The 25,915-nt window shown below is 71.1% G+C and carries 26 protein-coding genes and 1 tRNA gene; 14 read left to right on the forward strand and 13 right to left on the reverse strand.

Annotation, left to right across the window (positions count from 1 at the left end):
• Positions 1 to 40: 40 nt before the first annotated feature.
• Entirely contained in the window at positions 41 to 1,270 is a 1,230-nt protein-coding gene (locus tag KG102_RS00975; protein WP_208289685.1) for an AGE family epimerase/isomerase, read from the forward strand.
• A gap of 98 nt (positions 1,271 to 1,368) precedes the next feature.
• On the opposite strand, the gene KG102_RS00980 is transcribed toward KG102_RS00975, so the two are convergent.
• Positions 1,369 to 2,349 carry an NAD(P)H-quinone oxidoreductase gene (locus KG102_RS00980; protein ID WP_208210291.1) on the reverse strand — a complete coding sequence of 327 codons (981 nt, stop codon included), beginning with the start codon at positions 2,347 to 2,349 and terminating at the stop codon, positions 1,369 to 1,371.
• Between the two features lie 217 nt (positions 2,350 to 2,566).
• On the opposite strand from KG102_RS00980, the gene KG102_RS00985 reads away from it, so the two are divergent.
• From KG102_RS00985 to KG102_RS01010, 6 genes are all read left to right on the forward strand, one after another.
• Positions 2,567 to 7,006 (forward strand): HAMP domain-containing histidine kinase, encoded by a 4,440-nt coding sequence (locus KG102_RS00985; RefSeq protein ID WP_208289684.1) that lies wholly within the window; start codon positions 2,567 to 2,569, stop codon positions 7,004 to 7,006.
• An 82-nt stretch (positions 7,007 to 7,088) separates the two neighbouring features.
• On the forward strand, positions 7,089 to 7,538 hold the full coding sequence (locus tag KG102_RS00990) for a roadblock/LC7 domain-containing protein (protein WP_208210289.1): 450 nt from the start codon (positions 7,089 to 7,091) through the stop codon (positions 7,536 to 7,538).
• 21 nt (positions 7,539 to 7,559) lie between these two features.
• Entirely contained in the window at positions 7,560 to 7,937 is a 378-nt protein-coding gene (locus KG102_RS00995) for a DUF742 domain-containing protein (protein ID WP_208210288.1), read from the forward strand.
• Positions 7,918 to 8,529: a GTP-binding protein gene (locus KG102_RS01000; RefSeq protein ID WP_028046055.1), complete on the forward strand. Its 612-nt coding sequence runs from the start codon at positions 7,918 to 7,920 to the stop codon at positions 8,527 to 8,529. The genes KG102_RS00995 and KG102_RS01000 overlap by 20 nt, the downstream gene beginning before the upstream one ends.
• A gap of 86 nt (positions 8,530 to 8,615) precedes the next feature.
• The gene (locus tag KG102_RS01005) at positions 8,616 to 9,095 is read left to right on the forward strand and encodes a type II toxin-antitoxin system VapC family toxin (protein WP_249667408.1); all 480 of its coding nucleotides are present in this window, start codon (positions 8,616 to 8,618) and stop codon (positions 9,093 to 9,095) included.
• A 173-nt stretch (positions 9,096 to 9,268) separates the two neighbouring features.
• Positions 9,269 to 10,603 carry a DUF2252 domain-containing protein gene (locus tag KG102_RS01010; RefSeq protein WP_249667409.1) on the forward strand — a complete coding sequence of 445 codons (1,335 nt, stop codon included), beginning with the start codon at positions 9,269 to 9,271 and terminating at the stop codon, positions 10,601 to 10,603.
• Positions 10,604 to 10,607: 4 nt separating this feature from the next.
• On the opposite strand, the gene KG102_RS01015 is transcribed toward KG102_RS01010, so the two are convergent.
• From KG102_RS01015 to KG102_RS01035, 5 genes are read right to left on the reverse strand one after another with little or no spacing between them, the layout of a single operon-like run.
• Positions 10,608 to 11,342: a copper homeostasis protein CutC gene (locus KG102_RS01015; RefSeq protein WP_208210287.1), complete on the reverse strand. Its 735-nt coding sequence runs from the start codon at positions 11,340 to 11,342 to the stop codon at positions 10,608 to 10,610.
• Positions 11,333 to 11,794 (reverse strand): PTS sugar transporter subunit IIA, encoded by a 462-nt coding sequence (locus KG102_RS01020; RefSeq protein ID WP_208210286.1) that lies wholly within the window; start codon positions 11,792 to 11,794, stop codon positions 11,333 to 11,335. Before KG102_RS01020 ends, KG102_RS01015 begins: the two co-directional genes overlap by 10 nt.
• On the reverse strand, positions 11,791 to 12,024 hold the full coding sequence (locus KG102_RS01025) for a PTS transporter subunit EIIB (RefSeq protein WP_208210285.1): 234 nt from the start codon (positions 12,022 to 12,024) through the stop codon (positions 11,791 to 11,793). Before KG102_RS01025 ends, KG102_RS01020 begins: the two co-directional genes overlap by 4 nt.
• 10 nt (positions 12,025 to 12,034) lie before the next feature.
• A complete protein-coding gene (locus tag KG102_RS01030) occupies positions 12,035 to 12,280 on the reverse strand; it encodes a glucose PTS transporter subunit EIIB (RefSeq protein WP_208210284.1) in 246 nt (81 codons plus the stop codon).
• Positions 12,277 to 13,101 (reverse strand): GntR family transcriptional regulator, encoded by an 825-nt coding sequence (locus KG102_RS01035; RefSeq protein WP_249667410.1) that lies wholly within the window; start codon positions 13,099 to 13,101, stop codon positions 12,277 to 12,279. Before KG102_RS01035 ends, KG102_RS01030 begins: the two co-directional genes overlap by 4 nt.
• Positions 13,102 to 13,254: 153 nt before the next feature.
• Here KG102_RS01035 and KG102_RS01040 point away from each other — a divergent pair, with 153 nt between their 5' ends.
• Positions 13,255 to 14,643: a PTS transporter subunit EIIC gene (locus KG102_RS01040; RefSeq protein WP_208210282.1), complete on the forward strand. Its 1,389-nt coding sequence runs from the start codon at positions 13,255 to 13,257 to the stop codon at positions 14,641 to 14,643.
• Entirely contained in the window at positions 14,640 to 16,334 is a 1,695-nt protein-coding gene (gene ptsP / locus KG102_RS01045) for a phosphoenolpyruvate--protein phosphotransferase (RefSeq protein WP_208289660.1), read from the forward strand. Before KG102_RS01040 ends, ptsP begins: the two co-directional genes overlap by 4 nt.
• A 32-nt stretch (positions 16,335 to 16,366) precedes the next feature.
• On the opposite strand, the gene KG102_RS01050 is transcribed toward ptsP, so the two are convergent.
• Positions 16,367 to 16,630 carry an HPr family phosphocarrier protein gene (locus tag KG102_RS01050; RefSeq protein WP_208210280.1) on the reverse strand — a complete coding sequence of 88 codons (264 nt, stop codon included), beginning with the start codon at positions 16,628 to 16,630 and terminating at the stop codon, positions 16,367 to 16,369.
• Positions 16,631 to 16,741: 111 nt separating this feature from the next.
• On the opposite strand from KG102_RS01050, the gene KG102_RS01055 reads away from it, so the two are divergent.
• Both KG102_RS01055 and KG102_RS01060 read left to right on the forward strand, forming a co-directional pair.
• Positions 16,742 to 16,833: transfer RNA gene (locus KG102_RS01055), tRNA-Ser, on the forward strand.
• Positions 16,834 to 17,212: 379 nt separating this feature from the next.
• Complete coding sequence (locus tag KG102_RS01060; RefSeq protein ID WP_208289659.1) at positions 17,213 to 18,574, forward strand: DNA cytosine methyltransferase; 1,362 nt, start codon at positions 17,213 to 17,215, stop codon at positions 18,572 to 18,574.
• 238 nt (positions 18,575 to 18,812) lie between these two features.
• Here KG102_RS01060 and KG102_RS01065 read toward each other — a convergent pair whose 3' ends face one another.
• Genes KG102_RS01065 through KG102_RS01075 form a run of 3 tightly spaced genes read right to left on the reverse strand, consistent with a single transcriptional unit; the run spans position 18,813 to position 20,967 of the window.
• A complete protein-coding gene (locus KG102_RS01065) occupies positions 18,813 to 19,571 on the reverse strand; it encodes an HNH endonuclease (RefSeq protein ID WP_208289658.1) in 759 nt (252 codons plus the stop codon).
• A 56-nt stretch (positions 19,572 to 19,627) separates the two neighbouring features.
• Positions 19,628 to 20,431, reverse strand: coding sequence for a hypothetical protein (locus tag KG102_RS01070; RefSeq protein WP_208289657.1), 804 nt, complete (start codon positions 20,429 to 20,431; stop codon positions 19,628 to 19,630).
• 26 nt (positions 20,432 to 20,457) lie between these two features.
• The gene (locus tag KG102_RS01075) at positions 20,458 to 20,967 is read right to left on the reverse strand and encodes a very short patch repair endonuclease (RefSeq protein ID WP_322972664.1); all 510 of its coding nucleotides are present in this window, start codon (positions 20,965 to 20,967) and stop codon (positions 20,458 to 20,460) included.
• On the opposite strand from KG102_RS01075, the gene KG102_RS01080 reads away from it, so the two are divergent.
• Positions 20,966 to 22,105, forward strand: a complete 1,140-nt coding sequence (locus tag KG102_RS01080) for a hypothetical protein (protein WP_208289655.1) — start codon at positions 20,966 to 20,968, stop codon at positions 22,103 to 22,105. The genes KG102_RS01075 and KG102_RS01080 overlap by 2 nt on opposite strands.
• Before the next feature lie 18 nt (positions 22,106 to 22,123).
• Here KG102_RS01080 and KG102_RS01085 read toward each other — a convergent pair whose 3' ends face one another.
• From KG102_RS01085 to KG102_RS01095, 3 genes are all read right to left on the reverse strand, one after another.
• Positions 22,124 to 22,459, reverse strand: a complete 336-nt coding sequence (locus KG102_RS01085) for a hypothetical protein (RefSeq protein WP_208289654.1) — start codon at positions 22,457 to 22,459, stop codon at positions 22,124 to 22,126.
• A 291-nt stretch (positions 22,460 to 22,750) separates the two neighbouring features.
• The gene (locus KG102_RS01090; RefSeq protein WP_322972665.1) at positions 22,751 to 23,425 is read right to left on the reverse strand and encodes a recombinase family protein; all 675 of its coding nucleotides are present in this window, start codon (positions 23,423 to 23,425) and stop codon (positions 22,751 to 22,753) included.
• Positions 23,426 to 23,733: 308 nt separating this feature from the next.
• On the reverse strand, positions 23,734 to 24,174 hold the full coding sequence (locus tag KG102_RS01095; protein WP_208289653.1) for a hypothetical protein: 441 nt from the start codon (positions 24,172 to 24,174) through the stop codon (positions 23,734 to 23,736).
• A 319-nt stretch (positions 24,175 to 24,493) separates the two neighbouring features.
• On the opposite strand from KG102_RS01095, the gene KG102_RS01100 reads away from it, so the two are divergent.
• On the forward strand, positions 24,494 to 24,904 hold the full coding sequence (locus KG102_RS01100; protein ID WP_208289652.1) for a hypothetical protein: 411 nt from the start codon (positions 24,494 to 24,496) through the stop codon (positions 24,902 to 24,904).
• A gap of 192 nt (positions 24,905 to 25,096) precedes the next feature.
• Complete coding sequence (locus tag KG102_RS01105) at positions 25,097 to 25,750, forward strand: hypothetical protein (protein WP_208289651.1); 654 nt, start codon at positions 25,097 to 25,099, stop codon at positions 25,748 to 25,750.
• Positions 25,751 to 25,915 lie beyond the last annotated feature (165 nt).

Raw genomic sequence — 25,915 nt, forward strand, 5'->3', positions numbered from 1 at the left:
GCCGGGCGCAGCCGGACGGCACCTGGCTAGGGTGGTCGTCATGGCCTGGCTCAGCACACCTGCCCATGCCCGGTGGCTCGAGGACGAGACCGACCGGCTGCTCGACTTCGGACGGCCCTCGGCGGTGACCGGAGGGTTCGCCCGGCAGGACGAGGCCGGCGCCCCGGTCGACGGCCCGCTCGAGCTGTGGGTCGCGTGCCGGATGACGCACGTGTACGCGATCGGGCACCTGCTGGGCCGCCCCGGCTCCGCGGCCCTGGTCGACCACGGCATCGAGGCCCTGACCGGCGCGTTCCACGACGACGAGCACGGCGGCTGGTTCGCCGAGGTCGAGCGTGACGGCACCCCGCGGGACACCGACAAGGCCGCCTACCCGCACGCGTTCGTCATCCTGGCCGCGTCGAGCGCGACCACGGCGGGCCGCCCCGGCGCCCGCGCTCTGCTGGGCGAGGCGCTCGCGGTCTCGGAGCAGCGGTTCTGGGACGACGAGGCCGGCATGGTCGTCGAGCAGTGGGACCGGACGTTCGGCACGCTCGACGGCTACCGCGGCGTCAACGCGAACATGCACACGGTCGAGGCCTACCTCGCGGCGGCCGACGTCACCGGCGAGCGCGTCTGGCTGGAACGGGCGGTGCGGATGGTGGAGCGCGTGGTGCACAGGTGGGCCGCCGGCAACTCCTGGCGCATCCCGGAGCACTTCGACGCCCGGTGGGCACCGGACCTCGAGTACAACGCCGACACCCCGGCGCACCCGTTCCGCCCGTACGGCGCGACCATCGGCCACTGGCTCGAGTGGGCCCGGCTGACCCTGCACACCCGGGCCGCCCTCACGGCACGGGGGGACGTCGCCCCGGCCTGGATGCTCGACGACGCGATCTCGCTGTTCGACGCCGCCGCGCGCGAGGGGTGGGCCGTGGACGGCGCCCCCGGCTTCGTCTACACGGTCGACTGGTCCGGCGCACCCGTCGTGCGCGAGCGGATGCACTGGGTCGCCGCCGAAGCCGTCGCCGCGGCGGCCGCGCTGCACGCCGTGACGGGCGAGGACCGGTTCGACGACGCCTACACGCAGTGGTGGGAGTACATCGGCACCTACCACCTGGACCGGGTCGGCGGCTCGTGGTGGCACGAGCTGGGCACGGACAACTCGGTGTCGCGCACGGTCTGGGCCGGGAAGGCCGACCTCTATCACGCGGTGCAGGCCACCCTCGTGCCGCGCCTGCCGCTGACCCCGATGATCGCCCCGGCCCTGGCGGCCGGCCTCCTCGACTGACGACCTGACTCAGGCAGAGGCGCAACGTCCGAGCACGTGGCTGCCCTGGCGACCATCTGCTCGGGCGCTAGGGGGTGCGTGGGCCGGGACGCTCCGGATCAGGGGATCAGCAGGACCTTGCCGAAGGCCTCACCGGTCTCGAGCAGGCGGTGCGCGTCGCCGGCCTGGTCGAAGCCCAACCGCGCGTGCACGACCGGCTTGACCGACCCGTCGGCGACGAACGGCCACACGTGCCGGCGGACGCCGTCCATGATCGCGACCTTCTGGTGGTGCGGGCGGGACCGCAGCGTGGTGCCCAGCACGCTCGCCCGCTTCGTCAGGAGCACGGCCAGGTCCAGCTCGCCGCGCCGGCCCTGCTGCATCCCGATGACGACGAGCCGTCCGTCGTCGGCGAGCATCGCCAGGTTGTCCGCGAGACCACCCGCGCCGAGCACGTCCAGCACCACGTCGACGCCCCGGTCCTGCGTGGCCTCGCGGACGCGCTGCACGAGCCCGGGCTCGCGGTGGTCGAGGGCGACGTCGGCACCGAGCGCGAGCACCCGGGCCGTTCGCTGCGGTCCGCCGGCGGTGGCGAGGACCCGCGTGCCGAGGGCACGCGCCACCTGGACGGCGATCGACCCGACGCCACCCGAGCCCCCGTGCACCAGGAGACTCTCCCCGGGCGACAGCCGCGCCGCGCGCAGGTTCGACCACACCGTGGCGAGCGCCTCCGGCAGCGCGGCGGCGTCCACGGTCGGGACGGCCTCGGGGACGCGAAGCGCCAGGTCGGCGGGCACGGTGACGCGCTCGGCGTAGCCACCGCCCGCGAGGAGCGCGGCGACGCGGTCACCGAGCTGGATGTCGTCGGGACCGAGCCCGGCGCCCCGGGCGACGACCGTTCCGGAGACCTCGAGGCCCGGCCAGGCGGGTGCTCCCGCGGGCGGGGGGTAGTGGCCGGCGCGCTGCAGCAGATCGGCCCGGTTGACGCCCGCCGCGGCGACCTCGACGAGCAGGTCGCGCGGTCCCGGCACCGGCTCCTGCACGTCGTCGACGGTGAGGACATCGGGCCCGCCCGGTCGGGTGATCACCACGGCTCGCACGTCCGCACACTAACCCCGCGGCGTCCCGTGACCGGATTGTCCCGGTTACCGCCGCTTCCCGGGGGGTGAGGTCCGTGGCAAACTCTGCCCGCGGGCTAATGGTCTGGTGTCCAGGAGCCGATGAAGGCCCACGGGGAAACTCGCGGTCAACTGATCAGAGTGCACGACCGGCACGACGTGGTGACGACACCCGCTGCCGGAACACGAAGGGAACGACATGCTGCGACGGCTCGGCATCCGCGCCAAGGTTCTGGCTGTCCTTGCTGTCCCCATGATCGTGCTGCTCGCCGCCGGTGGGTACATCTCCTGGAACGCGCTGTCGGAGCTCCGCTACGCCCGGGCCTCCGAGAGCGTCATCGACATCCTCCAGGCCTATGCGCCGGTCTCGGCCTCGCTGCAGGCCGAGCGGCTCGCGACCTTCAACGGGGGCACACCCGAAGACATCGCTGCCGCGCGTGGGGCCACGGACGCCGCCCTGGCGAAGGTGCGGCCGATGACGGCGGACCTGGACCTCAGCGAGTTCCCGCAGCCCGTCGTCGACCGGTTCCTCAACGTGCAGGACGCGCACAACGCCAAGCTGGAGGCCACTCGCGCGGGTGTCGACCAGCGCTCCCAGCGGGTCCAGATGGAGCTCAACTACTCCGACATCATCAGCGGCCAGCTCGCCCTCATGGAGCAGGTCGCCGGCAGCCTCAGGAACCGTGACCTGGCGGAGTACGTCACGGCGTACGAAGAGATCGGCACGACCGCCGACAGCCTCGTCGTCGAGATGATCCGCGGCATCGCGCTGCTCAGCACCCGCGCCCCGGCGCCCGCCTCGGTCCGCCAGTACGGGTCCGTCGCCGCCTCCACGGAGCTGGCGCGCGAACGTGCCCGCGACAGCGTGACGGGCCTGGGCGTGGACGGCCTGGCGTTCCCCGTCAAGGACCCCACGACGTCGTTCTCCTCGATGCGGACGACGCTCCAGCAGGGCAACCCGGAGGGCTTCGCGACCCTTGACGTGCAGGGGTACGTGGAGAACATCCAGCGCCAGCTGGCCACGCTCTCCGAGCTCAATGCGCAGGTGCTGGACGAGGCGAACCAGGTCTCCGCAGGAGCGTCCGCCGACGCGCAGACCCGCGCCGTCGTCACCCTCGCCATCGTCGTCGGCGCGGTCGTGGCCTCCCTCCTCCTCGCGCTGCTCGTCTCCCGCGGGATCGTGATCCCGCTGCGTCGCCTGACCAAGGCGGCCGCCGACGTCCGTGAGCAGCTGCCGCGACTGGTCGAGCAGGTGGCGATCCCCGGCGAGGGCCCGGCCATCACGCTGGCGCCCATCCCGGTGACGTCCCGCGACGAGGTCGGCCAGCTGGCCGCCGCCTTCAACTCGGTGAACGCGACCACGGTCCAGGTGGCCCAGGAGCAGGCCGCCCTGCGTGGGTCGATCGCCGAGATGTTCGTCAACGTGGCCCGCCGCGACCAGGTGCTGCTCAACCGCCAGCTGTCGTTCATCGACTCCCTGGAGCGTGCCGAGGAAGACCCGAGCACGCTGGCGAACCTGTTCCGCCTCGACCACCTCGCCACCCGCATGCGTCGTAACGCGGAGTCCCTGCTCGTGCTGGCCGGCATCGACTCCGGCCGCCGCCTGCGCGACGCGATGCCGCTGTCGGACGTGGTCCGCACGGCCTCGTCCGAGATCGAGCAGTACGACCGCGTCGAGCTGGACCTGCAGGCCGACCCGCACATGCACGGCTTCAACGCGCTCGGCGCCGCCCACCTGCTCGCGGAGCTCCTGGAGAACGCGACGATCTTCTCCGAGCCGGAGACGCCCGTCACGGTGACCACCGGCGTCTCGGGCCAGTTCGTGATCGTCCGCATCCTCGACCAGGGCCTCGGCATGAGCGACGCGGAGCTCGAGGCCGCGAACGCCAAGATCATCTCGACGTCGGCCAGCGACTCCCTGGGCAACCAGCGCCTCGGCCTCTTCGTCGTCGGCCGCATCGCGCAGCGCCTGGGTGCGGAGGTCCGGCTGCTCAAGGCCGCGCACGGCACGGGCACCGAGACGATCGTCCGGTTCCCGGCGACGCTGTTCGTGATGACGGAGACCAGCCTCTACGGCATGGGCGCACCCGCCGCGGCCCCGCCCGACGAGCCGGTGCGGATCGAGGCGCCGGTCGTCGAGGAGGTCGACCTCGCCGCGCTGACGGACGGCCAGACCTCGCTCGGGCTGCCCCAGCGTCGCCGCCGTGACGACGAGGCCGACAGCCCCGCCGGCCCGGCCGAGCCCGCCCCGAGCCTGGCGCAGGCGAGCGGCCTGCCGAGCCGGCCCAAGAAGACCTTCGACGAGGACAACCTCGTCCTGCCCGAGGCGCCCGACGGTCGCATCTCCGCGGAGCTCTCGGCCGCCGACACCGACTGGAAGCCCGCCACGGTCGCCCCGCTGCAGGGTGGACTGCCGAGCCGTAGCCGCGCCGCGACCCCCGCCTGGGCGCAGCCGGAGGAGCCGACGACCACCGCGGCGGCGCCCCCGCCCCCTGCCGCCCGTGCGGGGCTCTTCTCGGGCTTCCGCGGTCGCACCGAGACCTCCTCGGTCAACACCGGCGAGAACCTCGTGGTACCCGGCCTGGCGTCGAACGACGAAGGGCGCGCTCAGACGCCGGCGATCCACGCCCCGTGGATGTCGAGCGGCGCGCACGCGGCGCCCGTCGAGCCGATCGTGGTCCCCGAGCTCGCGGGCGACGACGACTCGTGGGAGAGCCAGGAGGCACAGAACCGCGAGGCCGCCGCCCTGGCCGCGGCCCAGGAGCCAGCCCAGGACGAGCCGGCCGACGACACACCGGCGCCCGCGTGGGAGCCGACCCCTGCGTGGGGCGACCAGACCACCGACGCGACCGAGACGCCCGAGGAGCCCGCCTGGGAGCCGACGTCGCTGGAGGCACCCGCGTGGGAGCCCTCCGCCGCCGAGCAGACGCCCGTCTGGGACGCACCCGCCGCGGCATGGGCAGAGCCGGCCGCCGACGAGACCCCGTCGTGGCAGCCTCCCGCCTCGGCCGAGACCCTGTCGTGGGCCGCGCCCGTCGACGAGGCGCCGGCCTGGGAGCCGGTCGTCGCCACGTCCGACGAGGCGCCGTCCTGGGGTGCCCGCGCGACGGAGGAGACCCCGTCGTGGCAGCCGCCCGCCCCTGAGGACACCCACGCGTGGGCCTCGCCGGTGACCGAGGAGCCGGCCTGGGAGCCGACCATCGCCGCCATCGAGGACCCCTCCTGGGATGAGGTCGACGTCGAGGAGACCCCGTCGGACGCCGTGGCCGCCGAGACGTCGGACTGGAGCGCGCCCGCGCCCCACGAGCCCGCCGCCCCGACCACGGATGCGCCCGCCGCACCCGTACGCACCTTCACGTCCTACAGCGGCTACGCCGGCTGGGGCGCACCGGCCTCCGACGCGCCGTACCAGCCGTTCGAGCGCACGCTGGACGAGGCACGTGCCTGGCACACCGGTGCCATGCCGATCGTGCCCGAGCCGGTCGCGGTCCAGGCGGCACCTGCGCCGTCGCCCGAGCCGGCACCCCAGCCCGAGCCCGAGCCCGAGGCCGAGCCGCTGACCGTCGTCGACGGCGTGGCGTTCCGGCCGATCCAGCTCGAGCCCGACCCGGAGCCCGAGCCGTACGTCGAGCCGGAGCCCGAGCCCGAGCTGTACGCCGAGCCCGAGCCCGAGCCCGAGCCCGAGCCGACGCCCGTCTGGGCCGCCCCCGTGCCGGCCGTCTCCACGTGGCAGAACTTCCACTCCGCCCGCCCGCCGGTGGAGTCGCCGACGCAGCTCTTCACGCCGATCGAGGCGGCTGCGGCGGTCACGCCGGAGCCGGTCGAGCACGCACCGGTCGCCGAGGCGCCGGCGGCCTTCGCCGCACCGGCGTGGGCACCCACGGCAGCGCCGGCCCCCGCCGCGCCCGTGCAGGCCCCGTTCGCCGAGGTCGTGCAGACGCCTGTGGACGACGCCAAGTCGCGGCGCAAGTGGGGCCTGTTCGGCCGCAAGAAGTCCGACGAGGTCGACTCCGAGCCGACGCCTGCCGTGCAGGCGCCCCCGGTCGCCGAGCCCGTCAACCAGGCCGCCCCCGTGCGGACCTCGGCCTGGACGGCCGAGGCCCCCTCCGCGCAGGCGCCGTCCGGAGCCGAGTCACCGTCGTGGATGGCGTCGACCACCTGGTCGGCCCCCGCGGCCCCCGCGCCGGCCGCTCCGCTGCCCCCCGCGCCGGCTCCGTCGGAGCGGGCGTCGGCCGGGTCGTGGGCGCCCCCCGAGTGGGCCGCTCGACCGGGCGGCAACCCGGCACCGGCGTCCACCGTCCCGCACCCCACGCTGCCGCCGTCGGTGGCCCCGCGGATCGGGACGCTCGACGACGAGGTGGCGGCGATGCTCGCACTCCGCTCGGACATCCAGGAGCAGGCTCTCTCCGAGCTCTCGCAGCTGTCGGCCTACCGGCCGTCCGCGACGGGTGGCAACGCGGAGCGCCTGATCAAGCGAGTACCCACAGCTGTCCCGGCGACGCTCGTCACCGAGGACGAAGGGAAGCCCGTGCAGCGGGACGCGGACCAGCTCCGGTCGCGCCTGTCGAGCTTCCAGTCCGGGACCACCCGTGGCCGTCGTGCCATGGAGGACCCGTCCGGCCAGAACGGCGTGAGCTGATGACTGCCCCTGATCCCGAACCCGTCACCACCCTGGTGGCGTCCACCCCCGCAGTCATCGACTGCACCAGCAAGGAGGAAGTGTGACCGCGCTCAGCACCGAGGCAGCCAACTTCGGCTGGCTCCTGGACAACTTTGTCCGGACCGTGCCCGGCACTCGCCACACACTCGTGGTGTCTGCGGACGGTCTTCTCATGGCGATGTCCGAGCGACTCGACCGCACCAGCGGCGACCAGCTCGCGGCCATCGTCTCCGGGATGTCAAGCCTGACCCGTGGCGCAGCGCGCCAGCTCCGCGCGGGGGAGGTGCGTCAGGCGATCGTGGAGATGGACAACCTGTTCCTCTTCCTCATGAGCGTCTCGAACGGCTCCGTCCTCGCCGTTGTTGCCGAGTCCAGCTGCGACGTCGGCCTCATCGGGTACGAGATGGCGATGCTCGTCTCTCGCACCGAGGCCACCCTCACCCCGCAGCTCATCTCCGAGATGCGTGGACAGCTCCCCGTCGACGGCGCGACCCGCGCCCCGGTGGCCTGAAGCCGCGGGGGAGAATGACCCATGAGTGAGCACATCGAGTACGAGGCCAGAACGGTGCGGCCGTATGCCGTCACCGGTGGTCGCGTGCGCTCGGCGCGCTCCGACCTGCCTCTCGAGGCGCTGGTCGAGGCGATGCCAGGCGCGGTGACGAGCCAGGGACTCCCGCCCGAGAAGCGGGCAATCCTGCAGCACGCGGCATCGAACTACATCTCGGTCGCCGAGCTTTCCGCTCTGCTCCACCTTCCGCTGGGCGTGATCCGGATCCTCGTCTCGGACCTCGCCGAACAGCAATACGTGCGCGTGCACACTTCACAGCCGGTCGAGGTCAACACCGGTGAGTCCCCTGCCCTGTCCCTCAGCGTGCTGGAGAGTGTTCTCAATGGCATTTCCGCCCTCTGACGCCGCTGTGGCCGCTCCGGCGGGCACGGCAGGAAGCGTCGCACCCACTGTCGTCAAGATCGTCGTCGCAGGCGGCTTCGCCGTCGGCAAGACGACCTTCATCGGCTCCATCTCGGACATCGAGCCCCTCAACACCGAGGCCGCGATGACCGAGCACTCGGTCGGCGTCGACGACGCCGGCGGGGTGTCGGACCGCAAGACCACCACCACGGTGGCGATGGACTTCGGTCGCATCGCCCTGCCGGGGTCGCTCTGGCTCTACCTGTTCGGTACGCCTGGCCAGGACCGGTTCCTGTTCATGTGGGACGACCTGGTCCGCGGCGCCATCGGCGCCGTCGTCCTGGTCGACACCGACCGGCTCGACCAGTGCTTCCCGGCCGTGGACTACTTCGAGAGCCGCGGCATCCCGTTCGTCGTGGGCGTCAACTGCTTCGACGGCGTCGCCAAGCACCAGCTGGACGACGTCCGTGACGCGCTGGCGATCCCGGCGCACGTGCCGGTGCTCTACACGGATGCCCGTTCCCGTGCGGCCACGAAGCAGGCGCTGATCTCCCTCGTGCAGCTCGCGATGGAGCGTCTGCGCAGCCGGTGACACCTGTGGTCCTACCCGACGGCGGCCGACCCCCCCAGGGGGGTCGGCCGCCGTCGTCGCAGGACCGCGTGCGACATCATGGGGCCGTGACCGGCCCGTCGTCCGTCCCGACGCCGCGCCGCGTGGGTGCCGGGGCGGCCGCGCCGAACCGGCGGTTCTACGCGGACGGGTCGGCGCTGTCCCGCTACCTGGTCGGAGCCCCGTGCCGGGCGCAGTGGTTGGCGTGGGCCGCCGACCACGAGGCCGATCTGGTCACCACACCGCTCGCCCTGACCGAGCTCCGCCGCATCGCCCGACCGCGTGGCGTCGAGGCGCACGGCGTGGCCCACGACGTCGGCGACCGCCTGGAGGTCGTCCGGTTCTCCGACCAGACGCTGCGGGCGGCCACCAAGGTGTCCGGCGTGCTGCCGCCGTTCATCGCGCTGCACCTCGGGGTCGCGCTCGCGCATCCGGGGATCGAGGGCATCGCGACGTACGACCTCCCGCTCGCCCAGGTCGCCGCGCTGCACGAGCTGACCGTCGTGTCCCCGGGCTTCCCGGCGTTCTGGTGGGAGCGAGCCGGGTAGTGCAGGGCCTTCCGGTGGATCGCCACCGGGCCTAGTTTCGGAACGTGAGGCCGACGCGCAGCGGGCGGACCGACGTCGATGCCGCACCGCGCCCACGGGCAGGTCGGGACGGCGGCCCGGACGTGCTGACCCGCGCGCAGAGCGAGGCCCGAGGCGCGCGTGAGCGTGCGCGAGTGCCCCGCAGCAGCCTGGGCGCCGTCGGTCCCGTCGACGTGCGCCCCGACCCCGTCGACCTGCTGGTGTCGCAGGGCGCGGCCCGCCTTCCCGAGCTGCTGCCGCTGCGCTACGGCCGCATGGCGGCATCCGCCTTCGCCTTCTACCGGGGAGCGGCGCTGCTCATGGCGTCCGACCTGGCCCGGACCCCGCACTCGGACCTGGGCGTCCAGCTCTGCGGCGACGCGCACCTGTCGAACTTCGGGCTCTACGGCACGCCGGAGCGTCGGCTGCTGTTCGACCTGAACGACTTCGACGAGACGCTGCCGGGGCCGTTCGAGTGGGACGTGAAGCGGCTCGTCGCGAGTGTGGAGGTCGCCGCGCGCGGCATCGGCCTGGGCGCCGGCAAGCGTCGGGACGTGCTGCTGCATGTCGCGCGGGCCTACCGGACGGCGATGCGGGAGTTCGCCGACAGGCCCACGCTCGAGGTCTGGTACGCCCGGCTCGACGCCGACGACGAGCTGCGCGACCTCCGCTCCGACCTGGGCAAGGCCCAGGCGAAGCGGACGGAGTCGACCGTCCGGAAGGCGCGGACGCGCGACCACCTGAGCTCCGTCGGAAAGCTGACCGAGGTCGTCGGTGGCTCTCGTCGGTTCGTGTCCGACCCGCCCCTGGTGAGCACCCTGCCCGAGCTGCTGGGTGCGGCCGGTGCCCGCGAGTTCGCCACCGCCATGGGTGGGCTGGTCAGTGCCTATGCGGCGAGCCTGCCGCCCGATCGACGGCACCTGCTGGCCCAGTACCGCGTGGTCGACCTGGCCCGCAAGGTCGTCGGGGTGGGCAGCGTCGGCACGCGCGCGTGGATCCTGCTGTTCCAGGGCGTGGACGACAGCGACTACCTGATCCTGCAGGCCAAGGAGGCCCAGGAGTCGGTGTTGGAGCGGTTCCTCGGCGCCAGCGGGTACGCCCAGTCCGGGCAGCGCGTGGTCGAGGGACAGCGCCTGATGCAGGCCGCGAGCGACGGCCTGCTGGGCTGGCAGCGCACGACGGGGATCGACGGGCACCAGCGCGACTTCTACGTCCGCCAGCTGCGGGACTGGAAGGGGTCGGCCGTCATCGAGGGGATGCGGCCCGCCGGGTTCCGCCGGTACGGAGCGATGTGCGCCTGGACCCTCGCCCGGGCGCACGCGCGGTCGGGCGACCGCGTCGCGATCGCGGCCTACCTCGGCAGGTCCTCCTCCGCCGACGAGGCCTTCGCGACCTTCGCCACGGACTACGCCGACCGCACCGAGAGCGACCACGCCGCCCTCGTCGCAGCGATCGGCGCCGGCCGGCTGCAGGCCGTGCACGGCGTCTGAGCGCCTACGTCGCGGCCGTCCGCCGGCCCAGCGCCGCGACCGCCGCCGCGACGACCTCAGGATCGGTGGTCGTGTACCCGTCCGACCCACCACCGGGCCCGCCGGACTCGGCCACGTGCCGGCTCGCGGACAGGTGCACGGCGTCCACGCCGACGTCGACCAGCGCACCGATGTCGGCCGGGCGCACGCCGCCACCTGCCATGACCTGGAGCCGTCCGGCGCCGTGCGCCACGGTCGCGGCCAGCCGGTCGAGCCCGTCGATGCTCCGGCTCGCGCCACCGGACGTCAGGACGCGCACGATCCCCAGCGACACGAGCTGGTCGAGCGCGTCCTGCAGCGCCGGCACGGTGTCGATCGCCCGGTGGAACGTGATCTCTCGCCCGTCGGCGGCGTCGACCAGCCGCGCGACGGCGTCCCGGTCCACCGCGCCGACGGTCGACAGCGCGCCCACGACGACGCCGGCCGCGCCGGCCCGGACGGCGGCGCGGACGTCCCTGGCCTGCACGTCGAGCTCGTCGGCGGAGTACACGAACGACCCGGCGCGGGGCCGGACCAGCACGTGCACCCCGACGTGGGGCGGGACGGCGGCGAGGACCGCGTCGAGCAGCCCGCCGGACGGGGTGAGGCCGCCGGTCGCCGCCAGGGCCGCGCACAGCTCCAGCCGGTCGGCACCGAGCGCCGCCGCCGTCACTGCGCCGGCGACGTCCTGGACCGCGATCTCGAGGAGCGTCACGCCCACGACAGCAGCGGTGCCCCGGCGGCCACGGTGTCGCCCGGTGCGGCGAGCCGGTCGAGGGCTCCGGCCGGCGCCTCCAGGCCCACCACCGGGCAGACGGGTGAGCGCCCGCCGGCGGCCACGGCCGCGGCGTCCCAGCTGAGCACGACCTGGCCGGCTCGCACCACGGAGCCCTCCGACGTGTGCAGGGTGAACCCGGCTCCCCCGAGCTCGACGGTGTCGATCCCCAGGTGCACGAGCACCGCGCGACCGTCCTCGTGCTGGACGACGAACGCGTGCGGGTGCAGCTTGACGATCGTCCCGCCGATCGGGGAGACGACCTCCGCGCCGGCCTGCGGCGGCGGGTCGATCGCCAGGCCGGGGCCGACCAGCTCGGCGGAGAACACCGGGTCGGGCACCTCGGAGAGGGCCAGCACCTGGCCGCTCACGGGTGCGAGGACGGTCAGCGCGGTCATCCCCGCAGGTCCTCGATGTCGGACGCCAGCGTGTCCGCTTCCGGGCCCACGATCACCTGGACGGCGATGCCGGAGCGCACCACCGCGATCGCACCCGCCGACTTGAGCCCCCGCTCGTCGACGAGCGCGGGGTTCTCCACCTCGACCCGGAGGCGCGTGATGCACGGCTCCAGGTCGACGACGTTCGCGTCCCCGCCGAGGGCCGCCAGGATCTGCTCTGCCTTGGTCACGTCCCGTTCCTCACATCAGCTCGTCGAGATCCGTGGCGATGAGGTCGACGTGGGGCCCCACCACGACCTGCACCACCCGTCCGGAGATCATCACCCCGAACGCACCCGCGGCCCGCAGGCCCGCCGCGTCGACCCGCCCCGTGTCGCGCACCAGAGACCGTAGCCGCGTGGTGCACGGCTCGATCTCGTCGATGTTGTCGACGCCGCCGAGGGCCGCGAGGATCGCCGCCGCCTGGTCCCTGCTGTCCGGCCTCATCGCGGTCCTCCGGTTGCTCCCACGGACACCGGGGCGTCCGCGTCGCTGGGGTCCGGGCCGGCGACCGCCGGCTCGGTCGTGCGGCGCCGGGGCACCAGGGTCGGGCGGGGTGCGCTCAGCGGGACCCACACGCTGTAGCGGTCGGCGCGGTAGCAGGCGCGGGAGAACATCGTCGCGGCGTCGACGGAGTAGGTCCGGCGCTCGGCGCGCAGGACGGCTCGGCTGTCACCGAGCCCGAGCAGCGACGCCTCGGTGTCGGTCGCCTCACCCGCCGAGAGCGTGTCCTCGCCCCACTCGGGGGCGAGCCCGCGGTCGCGCAGTGCCGCGTACACCGACTCGGGCGGGCCGTCGTCGAACAGGGTGGGCGCGAGGGCGACGGGTACCCACGCCTGCTCGATGCAGATGGGGGTGCCGTCGGCGCTGCGGACCCGGTAGAGGAAGTGCACCTTGGCGCGCGGCTCGAGCTCGAGCGCGGTCGCGACGTCGGGGGTCGCGGCCACCACCTGCGCGGCCAGCACGGTCGCCGCGGGCTCCATGCCGCGCCGACGCATCTCCTCGCCGAACGTCGTCAGCCGCATCTCGAAGTCCATCCGCTGCGGCGCGACGAACGTGCCGCGGCCCTGCTCGCGGACCAGGACGCCCTCGGTGACCAGCGCGTCGACGGCCTGTCGGACGGTCATCCGGGACAGGCCGAACTGCTGGGACAGCCGCCGCTCGGACGGGATCGCGTCGCCGACCTTGAGGTCCTGCGCGACGAGCGTGGCCAGGTGGTCGCGCACCGTCAGGTACTTGTGTGCGCTGCCCTGCTCGGACTGCTCCACGCGAGCCGACTCCTGTCTGCGACGACGGCCTGCGTCGTCGCGACGTGACCCTTGACACATCATGAGGTCTAGACCACTCTGCTCGCAACTGGTCCAGACCAGACGGATCAGACACCCCCCAGGCCTTCAGGACCACCCACCGAGGAGTGCTCCATGACCACCATCACCGCGGACGCTACCGAGAAGCGAGGCTTCCCCGGCCTGGCTCAGCTCCAGCGCATCGGCCGCTCGCTCATGCTGCCCATCGCGTCCCTGCCGGCAGCCGCCCTGCTGCTGCGCCTCGGTCAGGACGACATGCTCGGTGCCGACGGCCTCGGCGCCAACGCCGAGTGGCTCCTGCCGGTCGCCGCCGTCCTGGCCGCCGCCGGCAACGCGCTGTTCGCGAACCTACCGCTGCTGTTTGCGGTCGGCGTCGCGGTCGGCTTCGCCCGCAAGGCGGACGGGTCCACCGGTCTTGCGGCGGTGATCGGCTACCTCGTCTTCACCGGCGTGACCGACGCCCTCTCGCCGTACGTGCTGGGGGAGGCCGCCGAGGGGGAGAAGCAGGAGCTGATCAACTACGGCGTGCTCGGCGGCATCGTGATCGGCCTGATCACGGCGCTGCTGTTCCAGAGGTACTACCGGATCAAGCTCCCGCCGTACCTCGCCTTCTTCGGCGGGCGGCGCTTCGTGCCCATCGTCACGGCGGGGGTCTCGGTGCTGATCGCCGTGGTCGGCGCGCTGATCTACCCCGTGTTCGACACCGCGTTCACCGCGGTCGGCGACTGGGTCACCGGCTCGACGATCCTCGGCGCGTTCGTCTACGGCACGCTCAACCGGCTGCTCGTCCCGCTGGGGCTGCACCACATCCTCAACTCGCTGCCGTGGTTCCAGTTCGGCTCCTACACGGACGCCGGTGGCGAGGTCTGGAACGGCGACATCGCTCGGTTCCTGCACGGCGACCCCACCGCGGGCGCGTTCATGACCGGGTTCTTCCCGATCATGATGTTCGCGCTGCCGGCCGCCGCGCTGGCGATCGTGCACACCTCCAAGCCGAAGAACCGCAAGGTCATCGCCGGGATCATGGGCTCGGCCGCGCTGGTCTCCTTCGTCACGGGTGTCACCGAGCCGCTCGAGTTCGCGTTCGTCTACGTGGCCTACCCGCTGTACGTCATCCACGCGCTGCTCACCGGCACGTCGATGGCGCTGGTCAACGCGCTCGGCATCAAGGACGGGTTCGGGTTCTCCGCCGGCGCGATCGACTACCTGCTCAACTTCCGGATCGCCACCATGCCGCTGCTGCTGATCGCCATCGGCCTCGGGTACGCCGTCGTCTACTACTTCCTGTTCCGGTTCGTCATCACGCGCTGGAACCTGAAGACGCCCGGCCGCGAGGACGACGACGACGTCCGCACGAGCGTGCTGGAGGACCAGCCGCCGGCCGACGACGACGAGGCGACCCGGTCCACCGGGACCCGGGCGACGACCGTGTCCGGCGATCCGGTCACGGCCGGCCCGGCCACCTCCGACCAGGCCACGCCCGGTCCGGCCCCGTCACGATGACCCCCGCGGTCGCCGCCGGTCCGCTGACCCTGAGGGGGTTCGGGGTCAGCCCGGGGCGCCGGGTGGGCGCCGTGGCGCGGATGCCCGACGCCCCGCCGGCGCCGTCGCCCGAGCCGTCGGCCGCGGGCACGGACCCGGACGCGGCGGCGGCCGCGGTGCAGGGCGCCGCCGCGCGCGTCAGGGACGCCCTGGCGCGCGCGGCGGACGCAGCGAGCGGGGAGGCGGCCGACATCCTGGCCGTCACCGCGGCGATGGCGGCGGACCCGTCGCTCGTCGACGAGGCGCGGCGCCGCATCGTCGAGACCCGGTCGTCGCCCGCCCGAGCGGTCTGGGACGCGGCCGAGCTGGTCGCCGAGCAGCTGCGGGCGCTGGGCGGGATGTTCGCGGACCGGGCCCGGGACGTCCAGGACGTGCGGGACCGCATCATCGCCGAGCTGCTGGGTACGCGGCCCCCGGGCATCCCCGACCCGGGGGAGCCGTTCGTGCTGGTGGCGCGGGACCTCGCCCCCGCGGACACCGCGCGGCTGGACCCGTCGCACGTCCTGGCGATCGTCACCGAGGGCGGCGGGCCGACGGCCCACACGGCGATCCTGGCGCGGTCGCTCGGCATCCCGTGCGTCGTCGCGGTGGCCGGTGCGCTCGACCTCGCCGACGGGGAGACCGTGCTCGTCGACGGGTCGTCCGGCGAGGTGGTCCGGCACCCGTCGGCGGACGCCGTCGCGAGCGTCGCCCACGCCGTGTCCCGCCCGACGCGGCTGGCGGGACCCGGTCGCACCGCCGACGGGCACGCCGTCGCGCTCCTGGCGAACGTGGGTGATCCCGCGGGTGCCGTGGCGGCCGCCGAGGCCGGCGCCGAGGGCATCGGCCTGTTCCGGACCGAGTTCGGCTACCTCGGCCGGACGGCGCCGCCGGGCGTCGATGAGCAGGTCGACGCGTACGCGCAGGTCTTCGCCGCGTTCCCGGTCGGCAGGGTGGTGATCCGCACGCTCGACGCCGGTGCCGACAAGCCGCTGCCCTTCGTGACGGCAGCGGGCGAGCCGAACCCCGCGCTCGGCGTGCGCGGGCTGCGCACCTCCTGGGTGCACCCGGGCATCCTCGACGACCAGCTCGCCGCGATCGCGCAGGCCGCAGCGTCGTCGTCGGCGCAGGTCTGGGTCATGGCGCCGATGGTGGCGACGGCCGAGGAGGCCGACGCCTTCGTCGACCGCTGCGCCGCCCACGGCCTCGCCCAGGCCGGCGTCATGGTGGAGATCCCGGCGGCCGCGCTGCGCGCCGGCGACCTGCTCGACCGCGCGCGGTTCGCGAGCCTCGGCACCAACGACCTCGTGCAGTACGCCATGGCCGCGGACCGGGAGCTGGCCTCGCTCGCGCCGCTGTCGACGCCGTGGCAGCCCGCGGTGCTGTCCCTGGTCGAGCTGGCCTGTGCCGGCGGGCGTCGTCGGGACCGGCCGGTCGGCGTGTGCGGGGAGGCCGCGGCCGACCCGGCGCTGGCGCCGGTCCTGGTGGGGCTCGGCGTCTCGTCGCTGTCGATGACGGCGCGGGCGCTGCCCGACGTCGGCGCGGTGCTCGCCTCCGTCACGCTCGACGCGTGCCGGTCGCTGGCCGCGGTCGCGCTCGCCTCGAGGACGGCGGACGAGGCGCGGGCGGCGGTGCGCGCCGGGCTCCCGGTACTGGCCGAGCTCGGGCTCTAGGTGCCCGGCGGGCGCGAGGTCTCCTGCAGGCGCTAGGTCGTCTGCCGCAGGAACTGCTCGAGCGCGTCGATCGAGGTCAGCGCGTCGGCGTCGTCCTCGGGCGTGGCCAGCACGACCTCGTCGCCGTGCCCGACCCCGAGCGTCATGATCGCGAGGATCGAGGCGGTGGCGACCGGAGTCCCGCCGTTCTTCGCGATCGTCACCTTGGCGGGCAGCGAGCCGGCCGCCGCGACGAACTGCGCGGCCGGGCGGGCGTGCAGCCCTTCGGCGAGTGCGACGATGACGGAACGCTGCATGGCCTGCCTCCAGGACGGGTCGACGATGACGCTGGCGACTCTACTGGTCTAGACCACGCGGGCGCGAATGCGTGTGGGAGACTCGTGCCGCTGCGGGCCCGGCCCGCTGCGGGAGGGCTGTCTGAGTGGCCGAAAGAGACGGTCTTGAAAACCGTTGGAGCGGGACAACCCCGTTCTCGTGGGTTCGAATCCCACGCCCTCCGCAAAGCAATATCGCCGCAGGTCAGAGGGCAAACCGTGGGTCAGCCACAACGGGTGGGTAGTCGCGGTTCAATCTTGGCCCGCGGCACGTTCAAGCCCTAGTTCTGCCTGTGTGAACTAACAGGGGACTAACACGGGGACTAACGGAGCGGCCAACCACGGACAGATCAATCCCAGGATGCGGCCGCTGGGCAGGCCGCAGTACGGATGAAGTTGCAGGTCAAGGGCTCCTCGGTATGCCTGCACGCTCCGTGTGTGGGTGCTCGGTCGTAGCGTGCCGACTCGCCAAGCCGAACAGTCTCGACACACCCGGCTCAGATAGCTGAATCCTGAGCTAAGCTGCTAGCTTAGACACACCAGAAGTTCGACACCGGAGACGCCATGACTGCCCTTGCACCTACCCCGGCGTTCCGGTTCGTTGACCTCTTCGCTGGAATCGGTGGCTTTCACGCGGCGCTGGCGGCGTACGGCGGCGAGTGCCGGTACGCCGTCGAGATCGACAGGGCCGCGGCTGCTGTCTATGACCGGAACTGGGGCCACAACCCGCTTGGCGACATCACGAAGGACGCTGACGAAGGCGTCATGAAGGTGCCTGCTCACGATGTGCTGGCAGCTGGGCTGCCGTGCCAACCGTTCTCGAAGAGCGGTGCGCAACGAGGGATGGAAGAGACCAGGGGGACGCTCTGGTTCAACACGTTGCGCATCATCGAAGAGCACCATCCGAGCGTCGTCCTTATCGAGAACGTTCGGAACCTCGCGGGACCGCGCCACGACCATGAGTGGAAGATCATCGTGAAGGCGCTCCGGCAGGAGGGCTACCGGGTCGCAGATAAGCCGGCGATCTTCAGCCCGCACCTTCTCCCGCCCGAGCTGGGTGGAAGACCACAGGTCAGGGAGCGGGTCTTCGTGACGGCGACCTACAACCCGAAGGGGATCGGCGACGACCGACCCGCACCCGTAGCGACTATGGCGGACCGGTTCAACGGGTGGGGGCCAGACGCCTGGGACCTTGAGACGCACCTGCCGCTCGACCCGGACCACCACGTCTCTGGCTGCGACCTCTCGACGTCGGAGCGGCTCTGGATTGACGCGTGGGACGACTTCGTCCAGCTCATGTGGGAGCGGGTCGAAGGCGGTCGGCTGCCGGGCTTCCCCATCTGGGCGGACCACTGGGTCACGGAGACCGACCTCGAGATTCCATTGGGTACGCCGTCCTGGCGCCGGATCTTCCTGATCAAGAACTCGCAGTTCTATTCCGAGAATCAGGAAGTGCTCGACGCGTGGGCCGGGAAGTGGGGTGTGTTCACCGAGGCGTTCCCGCCGTCGCGGCGGAAGCTCGAATGGCAGGCTCAGGACACTCCGACCTTGTGGGAGACCGTGATGCACCTGCGGCCGTCGGGGCTTCGTGCAAAGCGTCCGACGTACGTGCCAGCATTGGTCGCCATCACCCAGACGTCGATCGTAGGACCCCGGGAGCGTCGTCTGTCTCCTAGGGAAGCGGCACGGCTGCAGGGACTCCCGGAGGGTTTCGACTTCGGAGCCCAGTCCAACGGTGCGACGTACAAGCAGCTCGGGAACGGGGTGAACACGGGGGTGGTGTGGCACATCCTCCGCGAGCACGTGAACCGCGACCGCGACATCCTGAAGACGACCGCCAAGGGGAAGCGCATCCTCGCGGCGGTCGACGCAGCACCGGCCGCTCCGGACAAGGTTCTCGCTGAGATGTTCCCGGTGAAGGGCTAGAGGCCGGAGGCGCGCGACGCGGGCGAGGACCGGCGGTCGAACTTGCCGCGCTGCGACAGATAGAAGTCGGGGGGCGCGGTGGTTCCAACGTCCTGCGCAAGCACGTCATCCTCGGCCACGACGTCCTTAAGCGCGCCACACTCGACCTGGTCGCCGCGGTGCTCAGCGAGGACTGCACGGCCCGGATGACGTACAGCCGGGGTTGCTGGCTACGACTGACGCGAGATTGCTGAGCCCGTCAGAGTTGCGCCCAGTCGCGCTGCTGCCACAACGCGTCGGGACGCGGACGCTGCCCCGGAAGTTCCGGTATACGAATCACCGTTCCGCGCAGCGCGACGTATCCCGGGTCGGTCACGTGGTCAGCCACAAGAACGGTCAGGTCTTCTTCGTGGACCGCGAGGAGTCCGACGTCCCACATTCGATGAAGGTCCGCACGGAGGAGTATTCCGTTACTCGGGAGGTTCGTGTTCGGCCCCTTGTAGGGGCGGATGTGCGCGGCCTCGAGCACCTGCACCAGCGAAGTCCCAGTAATCGCGCATCGCCGTCCGTACGCCGTCAGGAGATGGCGACGGAAAAGGGTCTGACCCTCGCGGACGACGGTATTGCGCATGGACCACTTGCGCTCATCAGACAGGTCGAGCGCGTCGATCGCATCGTCTTCACCGTCTGGTCCGCCAGCTTCCACTCCCAGGACCATCGCGATACGCGCAGCGGGCGCGCTGTTGAGCGGGGCCACGGCATGTCCACCGACGAGGATGCCTTCAAGGATGACGCGAAGCACCCGGTTTGTGATCGTGCCGCGCTGCGAGTGGAAGTCGGCGCCTTCCAGGTCGGTAAGTGACTCAACGAGCAGGTCGATGTTCGCCTCGATGCTGCCAGTTGCCTGGGCGCCCAAGCCGAGCGCGTCGGCGATGGCAACGAGGAACGTGCCCTCGACATTCGACCCCTTCCCGCAGTCGTGGTGCGCGATCCCGAGCGCGTCAGAGATTGCACCCATGAGCGGGCGTTCCGGCTCGCGGATGCCTTCCCCGCGTCGAGCGCGTGGCGACATGCCTAGCCCCCTCGCGTCAGTCGCTGCACTGCGGCGTCGAACTGCTCGGCTGTCAGTGACCCCGCATCACGCAACGCGACGAGCGTTTGAAGTTCAGAAGCGAGATTTCCCTGGACAGGCTTGGACGCGACGAACATTCGAGCGAGCGTGGGGTACTGCTGCGAGTTCAGGAGGGACTCGATGAAGGCGAGCCAAGGATCCTCGGACCCTGTGCCTGGGTTGACGGGCATATCGCAGATGGCGACACACTCTGGATGAGCGACGGCGTGCGCGCGGATCGCTGCGAAGCCGAGCATCGTCGCGTCGCCGCTGTCGTACGTCTGCGCAGCCAGCTCGGTGTGGACCTTTGGATCTGCGAAGACGATTCCCGGAAGGTGTGGTGAGAGGAAGACCGTCGACTCGGTGAACCCGCCACCTGACCCGCCGAGCCCGTTGGTGATCCGGTACGCCATTGCCTTCGGTGCCGTCTGGTTCTTCACGGACCAAAGGCCGCGCGCGTCCTCGCGAAGTGCGCGCAGGTCGAAGCCGTTGGCGTTGTGTCCGCCGGGGACGCTGAGGACTCCGGCTGCGAAAGCTGCGGACGCCAGAATCCACTCGACCGCACCGCCGCTCCCGAAACGGTTCGCACGGTCCGTGGGGTTGACCCTGTGCACGTTCGCGCGGAGCGCCTGCTCGAGCTCGTTTCGAAGTTGTGTGCTGGTGGCGAGTGCGTCCCGGAACTCGTCGAACGCTCGAGATCCGCTGCTCGCGTCACTGCCGCCGCCGAGACCGAGGGTGCCCTGCTGACCTGCACCGCGCTTCGCCACGATCGGGACCCTAGCGATCTGGTGTGCTAGCTGGTTGTCGACGCACCGGCACACGCTGCACAAACGCGCTCGACGGCCAAAGCAACGTCGGCCGTGACCTCGTGTTCCCAGATGCGGAGCACCGTCCACCCGGCCTCTTGCGCGAGTCTCGTCGATCGTTCGTCGCGCACACGGTTGCGCTGCATTTTGGCTTCCCAGAGCAGAGCATTTGGCCCGGACCAAGGTGTGCGACGGCCATGTGTTGGGCAGCCGTGCCAGAAGCAGCCGTCCACGAACACGGCCACCCGGTGGCGCGGAAGCACAAGGTCCGGGGTGCAACCCTTGGCGATCTGAGGATGCAGACGGAAACGGAAGCCCGCGGCGTGGAGCGCCGATCGCAGCCTCACCTCCGGCCTCGTCGAGACCTTCGTTCGTCCCGCGAGGTGTCGTCCCTGCGCTGTTGCGACCCATCTCTCAGGCATCGAATCCAGCGTAGACACGCTTGACCCAGCACATCCCGCCGAGTGGATCCTCGTCGGCTGTAGATTCCCCGCCATGGTCGACGATCACTCAAACGCGGCAGAGCGGCGCAAGATCGCGATCGAAGCGCTCGGGCCGCAGTTGAGTGGAGACCCGAACTCAGCGGCGGGGCGCCTCGGACGGATGCTCACCGACTCGCGTTCGATGATCGTCAGCGCAGACATCGACGGTCTCGTGTCCGCCGCAATGCTTGCGTCGGTCGCAAAGAACTACAAGATCGTCGCCTTCTCCGTTCTGTCGGGCGAATGGCTCGTTCACCCGAGCGTCGCGACGAGGGTTCCCGACGACGCGTTCGGTATTGACTTGTTCTCCACACGCTTCGACTCGGTCAGCAACCACATCATCAAGTGGGGCGACCGACAGCCGAGGGCTGCTGGTGTCGCAGCAGCCTTCGAAGCCTGGGACTCGGCGGTCGACGCGGCCGCGAACGTCCACCTTGTCGCGTCTCCGACGATGTGGGCCGGCACGCAGGCGGGCTACGACGAGCCCGGCAAGGCGTACTCGGCCCGCTACAAGTACCCGCTGGGCACGGCGCAACTCCTGTTGGCGATGCTTGAGGCGTCCGGCAACGCGCCGAAGTTCTACGACCGGACGTACCTGCCCTGGCTCGTCGCGAATTGCGACGGCGGCATTGCGACCTATACGCGCTATGCGGCGAACGCTCGCGTCTGGTGGCCGGTGTTGGCGGGCGCTGTTGGACCCGGGAGCCTCACGGCTCAGGTCTTTGACCTAGTGGACCGGATGCGCCCTCACGACTTTCTCGACGCCGTGCACCGGTTGGATCGCGAACGGGCACAGGCCGACCCCGCCTGGCTAAACGATGCCTGGAAGCTCGCCAGCACGGAGCCTGCAACGATCACGCGAACGCTCCGGTGGCTGACTGATCTGACAGGTTGGGCCGACCCCGTCCTCGGCGGCATCGGCGGCATCGCTGGCTGGCTCCGCCTGCCGACGAAGGGCAGCGCGCAGGTGTACTACGACTCCGACGCGCCTTCGGCGAAGGCGCTTGCACGCAACGCTGCGAGCTGGGTCAAGACGAAGGACAACCCCGCACTTGCCGTGAGCCTCATCCGCAACGGTGTCACGGCTCTGAATGCCAACTTCCTCGTGGGCGGCCAGTCAGGGTCACGCTTCAACTGGGTGGGCTCCTGGTAGCACGTGCCGGTGGCGGCGTCAGCGGTAGGTCGGCTGCGTGCTCCACCACCGCTCGAGGAGCTCGTGGATCAGAGCGTCGTTCGGCTCGAACCGGACGCCGACCTCCGCGCCCCACGCCTCGGCGTAGCGCTCGAACTCGCGTATGGCCACCCACCCATCCACCAACGACGGTAGGAGCGAAGTCGTGGCAGCCGCCGGTGCCGCCATTGGCGACTTTGCCATCTTCACGCCACGGCGCAGAAGGTCGGCCTCGAATCTAGCGGTCTCGTCACCACCGGCGAACCTCACGCGGCCGACCGACCAAGGACAGTCGGCGGGGATCGGTCGGGGCCGGATCTCGTAGTCGTCGGTCACGGATCTGCTCCTCAGGTCTGGTCAGGGGACACGGAGACTGGTCAGCGCGCGGGCGGCGTCCTGGTTCAACCAGGGTGCTCGAGCGAGCTGCGGATGCGCGCGGCATCGGCGTCGGCGATCTCGTCGGTAAGGGTGATCGGCTCGGCGGCCGCGTTGTACATCGTCATGAAGGCAGGCCCGAACTCGTACGGAGCACGGCCTGCCGCGCTGACGTCAATGTCGTAAGTGTCCCGCCGTCGTCGTGCACCGTGACGAAGACGGGCAGCCCGACCGTGTAGGTGCGAGGCGCGGTCATGAACGGGCCTCCGGCTCCGTGCCGCTCGCAGTAGGTGCGAGCACCGGACACGGCGGCAGAGCGCGATACAAGGTCGCAGTGCCAACACCCAGCTCTTTCGCAATGTCCGGTACGGTCCGCTCGAGGGGGTCCCGCAGGTGTGCCGCATAGGCGACCTGGTCGTCGGACAGTGCCCGAGGACGACCCACGCCGCGACCGTCGCCCTTCGCCTCACGAACAGCGCGGGCGTGAGCTATACGTTCAGCGTTATAGACCCGCTCAAGCTCTGAGAAGAGGCCCAGGAGAGCGAGCGCTAAGCGTGCCGTCGCCGAGTCGTCGGCGGTGTTGATGGGGATCGGGTCCGCGAGCGTGCGCATCCCGATACCCCGCTCGCGCAGGTCGTGGACGATGTTCAAGGTGTCGCGAAGACTTCCACCCAGGCGGTCAAGCGTGTAGCACAGCACCAGATCCCGAGGGCGCGCGTACGTCAGCAGCGCCTGAAGGCCAGGACGGGCGGTGTGCGCACCGGTGGCCTTGTCGACAAAGACGCGCTCCGGCGCGACGCCCGCGGATTCGAGCGCGGCGATCTGCCGGTCGAGGTGCTGGGCGGTCGTTGACACTCGCGCATAGCCCAACAGTGCACCGTGGTCGTGTCCAAGGACACGGCGATGCGGTTCCGCCCGCGGGCTCAAGGCGGAGGAGCTGCCGGTCTAGCTTCGTGGTCGCCTCGTGGGAGCCATCGTCTGCCGCTCTGGCACGCCGAAGTGCCAAAGACGGGGCGTTTCGGGTCCTAGTCGCGGAGGACGAGAGAAGGTGCGATTCGGAAGCAGGGATTGCGGCGCGACAGCCTCGCCCAGCACAAGACGCTGCCGCGCAGCACGTTTTCGGCGGCACACCCAGACGGATCGGCCGTGCACCCGTTGACAGAGGCGCGCGAGGTGCTCGCTGAGCTCAACGCGGAGCGGGTCATCGCTCGTAAGTCGGCGCGTTTCGCGGGACCTCAGGGGTGCTCCGCCATCACATCCTCGAGAACGGCCTTCCAGACGAGGGCGCCCGGCCACGCCCAAATCTCCGACGTCGGGTGCAGCCCCAGCAGCGTTGGGTAGCGCTCTTCAAGGGGGTTCGTGCCGAGTCCGACAAGTGGCTGGTCGAACCTGGCGTGCTGGTGCGCTGTCAGGTCGAGGAACAGGTCGTCACGGACCAACCAGTCGTGGCGAGGCATTCCCTCGAGCGTTGATGCGTTCCACAGCGTCCACTCTCCGAGGCCTGCTTCTCGCAAGAGCTCGTCGCCGGCAAATGACGCCCACGTGCATGACCCCCGCGGGAAGGACTTCACACCTTCGACGTTCCGAGACCGGTCGGTAGACGCCGCCGCAACGAACGCCGTTGCAAAGGCGTCCAGTCGCCGTAGCTCGTCGTTGTCGCCACCGGACCAGATCACGATCGCGACCCTAGCGCCCGACCCTGCACTCGCCCCTGTGATGGCGCTTACTCCTTGAACGGGCAGGACGGCGCGAGTCGGGCGGCGCGCCGGCGGTCCCGCTTCGGGAGATTGACCCGTGCGCCGGGTCGCGGCGTGTCTATCAACTGGACCACCTTCCCGGCAATGACGCAGGAGTCGGCGACGGTCGCACGCAACGGTCGCTGCCTTGGCCCAACTCGCGACCGCACGCCCCGGCGGCGCACCTCCTGCCCCTTCGCTGCCTGGCGTTGCCAGCGAGACGTCGACACGGCCCGTGCAGCGGAGTACAAAACACCTCATGACCGACCTTTCGTATCCGCCGGCGACTGTCACACGTCGTGAGTTCTTCGTACCCCCGGGCAGCACCGGCGCGCACGCGCTGGAGAAGTGGGAGGCGTTCAAGGAGGGTGGAGGATTCTTCCCGACGACCGAGCGGAAGATTCAGCGCTTGGTGTACTCAAACTGGCGCGGGGAGACGACGTCGGAGGTCGGCTACCTCGAGAACGACGACATAGCCGAGTGGTTGACAACCGCGATCTACGAACCTGATGGCGATTACCCGTTCATGGTGTGCATCATCCGGATCGCGAGTGGGACTGTCGTTCAGCGCAACCCTCCGATCCTCATCAGCCGAGGCGACATTCACGAGGTAATCGACTTCCTCGATCAAACGCCCGCCGCCACGCTCGACGACACCGATTCAGCCTGAACCCGACCGAACGAGCCGCAGGGCCAGGACCTCGCTGGTACGCCCAGAACCACCTGGACTCGCGGCGCAACATCTACAGGGGCGGCGGCGGTACCCGCGCCGGTCAGGCAGTCGCAGCCGATCTTCGGGTGTCCCGGCTCCGGTTGTAGGTGAGAGGCACATCGGTGTTGACATCTCCGAGACGATGTCTGCGTGATCCCGACCGTCTTCGATCCACTAGAGCGTCCGACGCCACGCCTGGTGCACTTCACGGGCCGGCCGCGCGGCGACTCACCGCTGCCAGGGGACGTCGCACATCTGAACGCTGAACAGCGTCTCGCCTCGATTCTCGTGTCTGGGCAACTGCGGGCGTTCCCGGTGTACGGCACGGTTGACGTTCCTGTCATCGGCGCGTCGGACATCTCGCCGGCGGACCTCGAAGCGGCATTCCGAACCGGCCTCAGCACCCGCGGCCCCTTCGAGCCCTGGGCGCTAGTCCTCAGCCGAACATCTATGTGGGTCTCAGGTGCGCGACCGGTTCTTTATGCGGACTACGCGGAAGCCCCGAAGATCCGCGCGGCGCTGGATGAGCGTTCGCCAGGCCGTAGTGCGCTCGTCCAGCGCATCGACCTCATCATGTACAGGTCCGACTGGACGCACGAGCGTGAGTGGCGCTGGATCGCGGGCGCTGCACGCGAACGAATCCCTGTGTGGCCTCAGCTCGACGCAGTCATCGTCGCTCAGAAGGGCTGGCAGCCTCCTGGGCTGGGGGCACGCCCTGACGCTGCGAAGGTGCAGCGCTGGTGGTGGTCTGGGACCCACCTCATCGACGACGGCCTGATCACCGAGCCCTCGCCGTACGAGTAGGACGCCCTCGTCCGATCAGGTAGACGAGTCGGACCGCGAGGATGCTGGATGCGCCCCTCTCGCTACCAGGACTCTGAGAGCGGCGCCGCGCTAACGATGCTCCATCGCACCATTAAGAGAGCGCGGATGAGCGAGCGGACGAAGAGCAAGGGCGCACGCTTCCGT

The sequence above is a fragment of the Cellulomonas fengjieae genome (genome assembly GCF_018388465.1).
Taxonomy (GTDB): Bacteria; Actinomycetota; Actinomycetes; order Actinomycetales; family Cellulomonadaceae; genus Cellulomonas; species Cellulomonas fengjieae.

What these genes read in the sequence shown, in the direction of transcription:
- KG102_RS00985 (WP_208289684.1), top strand. Translation starts at nt 2,567, where the DNA reads ATGCTGCGACGGCTCGGCATCCGCGCCAAGGTTCTGGCTGTCCTTGCT.
- KG102_RS00975 (WP_208289685.1), top strand. Translation starts at nt 41, where the DNA reads ATGGCCTGGCTCAGCACACCTGCCCATGCCCGGTGGCTCGAGGACGAG.
- KG102_RS01065 (WP_208289658.1), bottom strand. Translation starts at nt 19,571, where the DNA reads ATGGGTGCAATCTCTGACGCGCTCGGGATCGCGCACCACGACTGCGGG.
- KG102_RS01080 (WP_208289655.1), top strand. Translation starts at nt 20,966, where the DNA reads ATGGTCGACGATCACTCAAACGCGGCAGAGCGGCGCAAGATCGCGATC.
- KG102_RS01020 (WP_208210286.1), bottom strand. Translation starts at nt 11,794, where the DNA reads ATGACCGCGCTGACCGTCCTCGCACCCGTGAGCGGCCAGGTGCTGGCC.
- KG102_RS01100 (WP_208289652.1), top strand. Translation starts at nt 24,494, where the DNA reads ATGACCGACCTTTCGTATCCGCCGGCGACTGTCACACGTCGTGAGTTC.
- KG102_RS01050 (WP_208210280.1), bottom strand. Translation starts at nt 16,630, where the DNA reads ATGCAGCGTTCCGTCATCGTCGCACTCGCCGAAGGGCTGCACGCCCGC.
- KG102_RS01075 (WP_322972664.1), bottom strand. Translation starts at nt 20,967, where the DNA reads ATGGCGGGGAATCTACAGCCGACGAGGATCCACTCGGCGGGATGTGCT.
- KG102_RS01030 (WP_208210284.1), bottom strand. Translation starts at nt 12,280, where the DNA reads ATGAGGCCGGACAGCAGGGACCAGGCGGCGGCGATCCTCGCGGCCCTC.
- ptsP (WP_208289660.1), top strand. Translation starts at nt 14,640, where the DNA reads ATGACCCCCGCGGTCGCCGCCGGTCCGCTGACCCTGAGGGGGTTCGGG.
- KG102_RS01000 (WP_028046055.1), top strand. Translation starts at nt 7,918, where the DNA reads ATGGCATTTCCGCCCTCTGACGCCGCTGTGGCCGCTCCGGCGGGCACG.
- KG102_RS01040 (WP_208210282.1), top strand. Translation starts at nt 13,255, where the DNA reads ATGACCACCATCACCGCGGACGCTACCGAGAAGCGAGGCTTCCCCGGC.
- KG102_RS00995 (WP_208210288.1), top strand. Translation starts at nt 7,560, where the DNA reads ATGAGTGAGCACATCGAGTACGAGGCCAGAACGGTGCGGCCGTATGCC.
- KG102_RS01060 (WP_208289659.1), top strand. Translation starts at nt 17,213, where the DNA reads ATGACTGCCCTTGCACCTACCCCGGCGTTCCGGTTCGTTGACCTCTTC.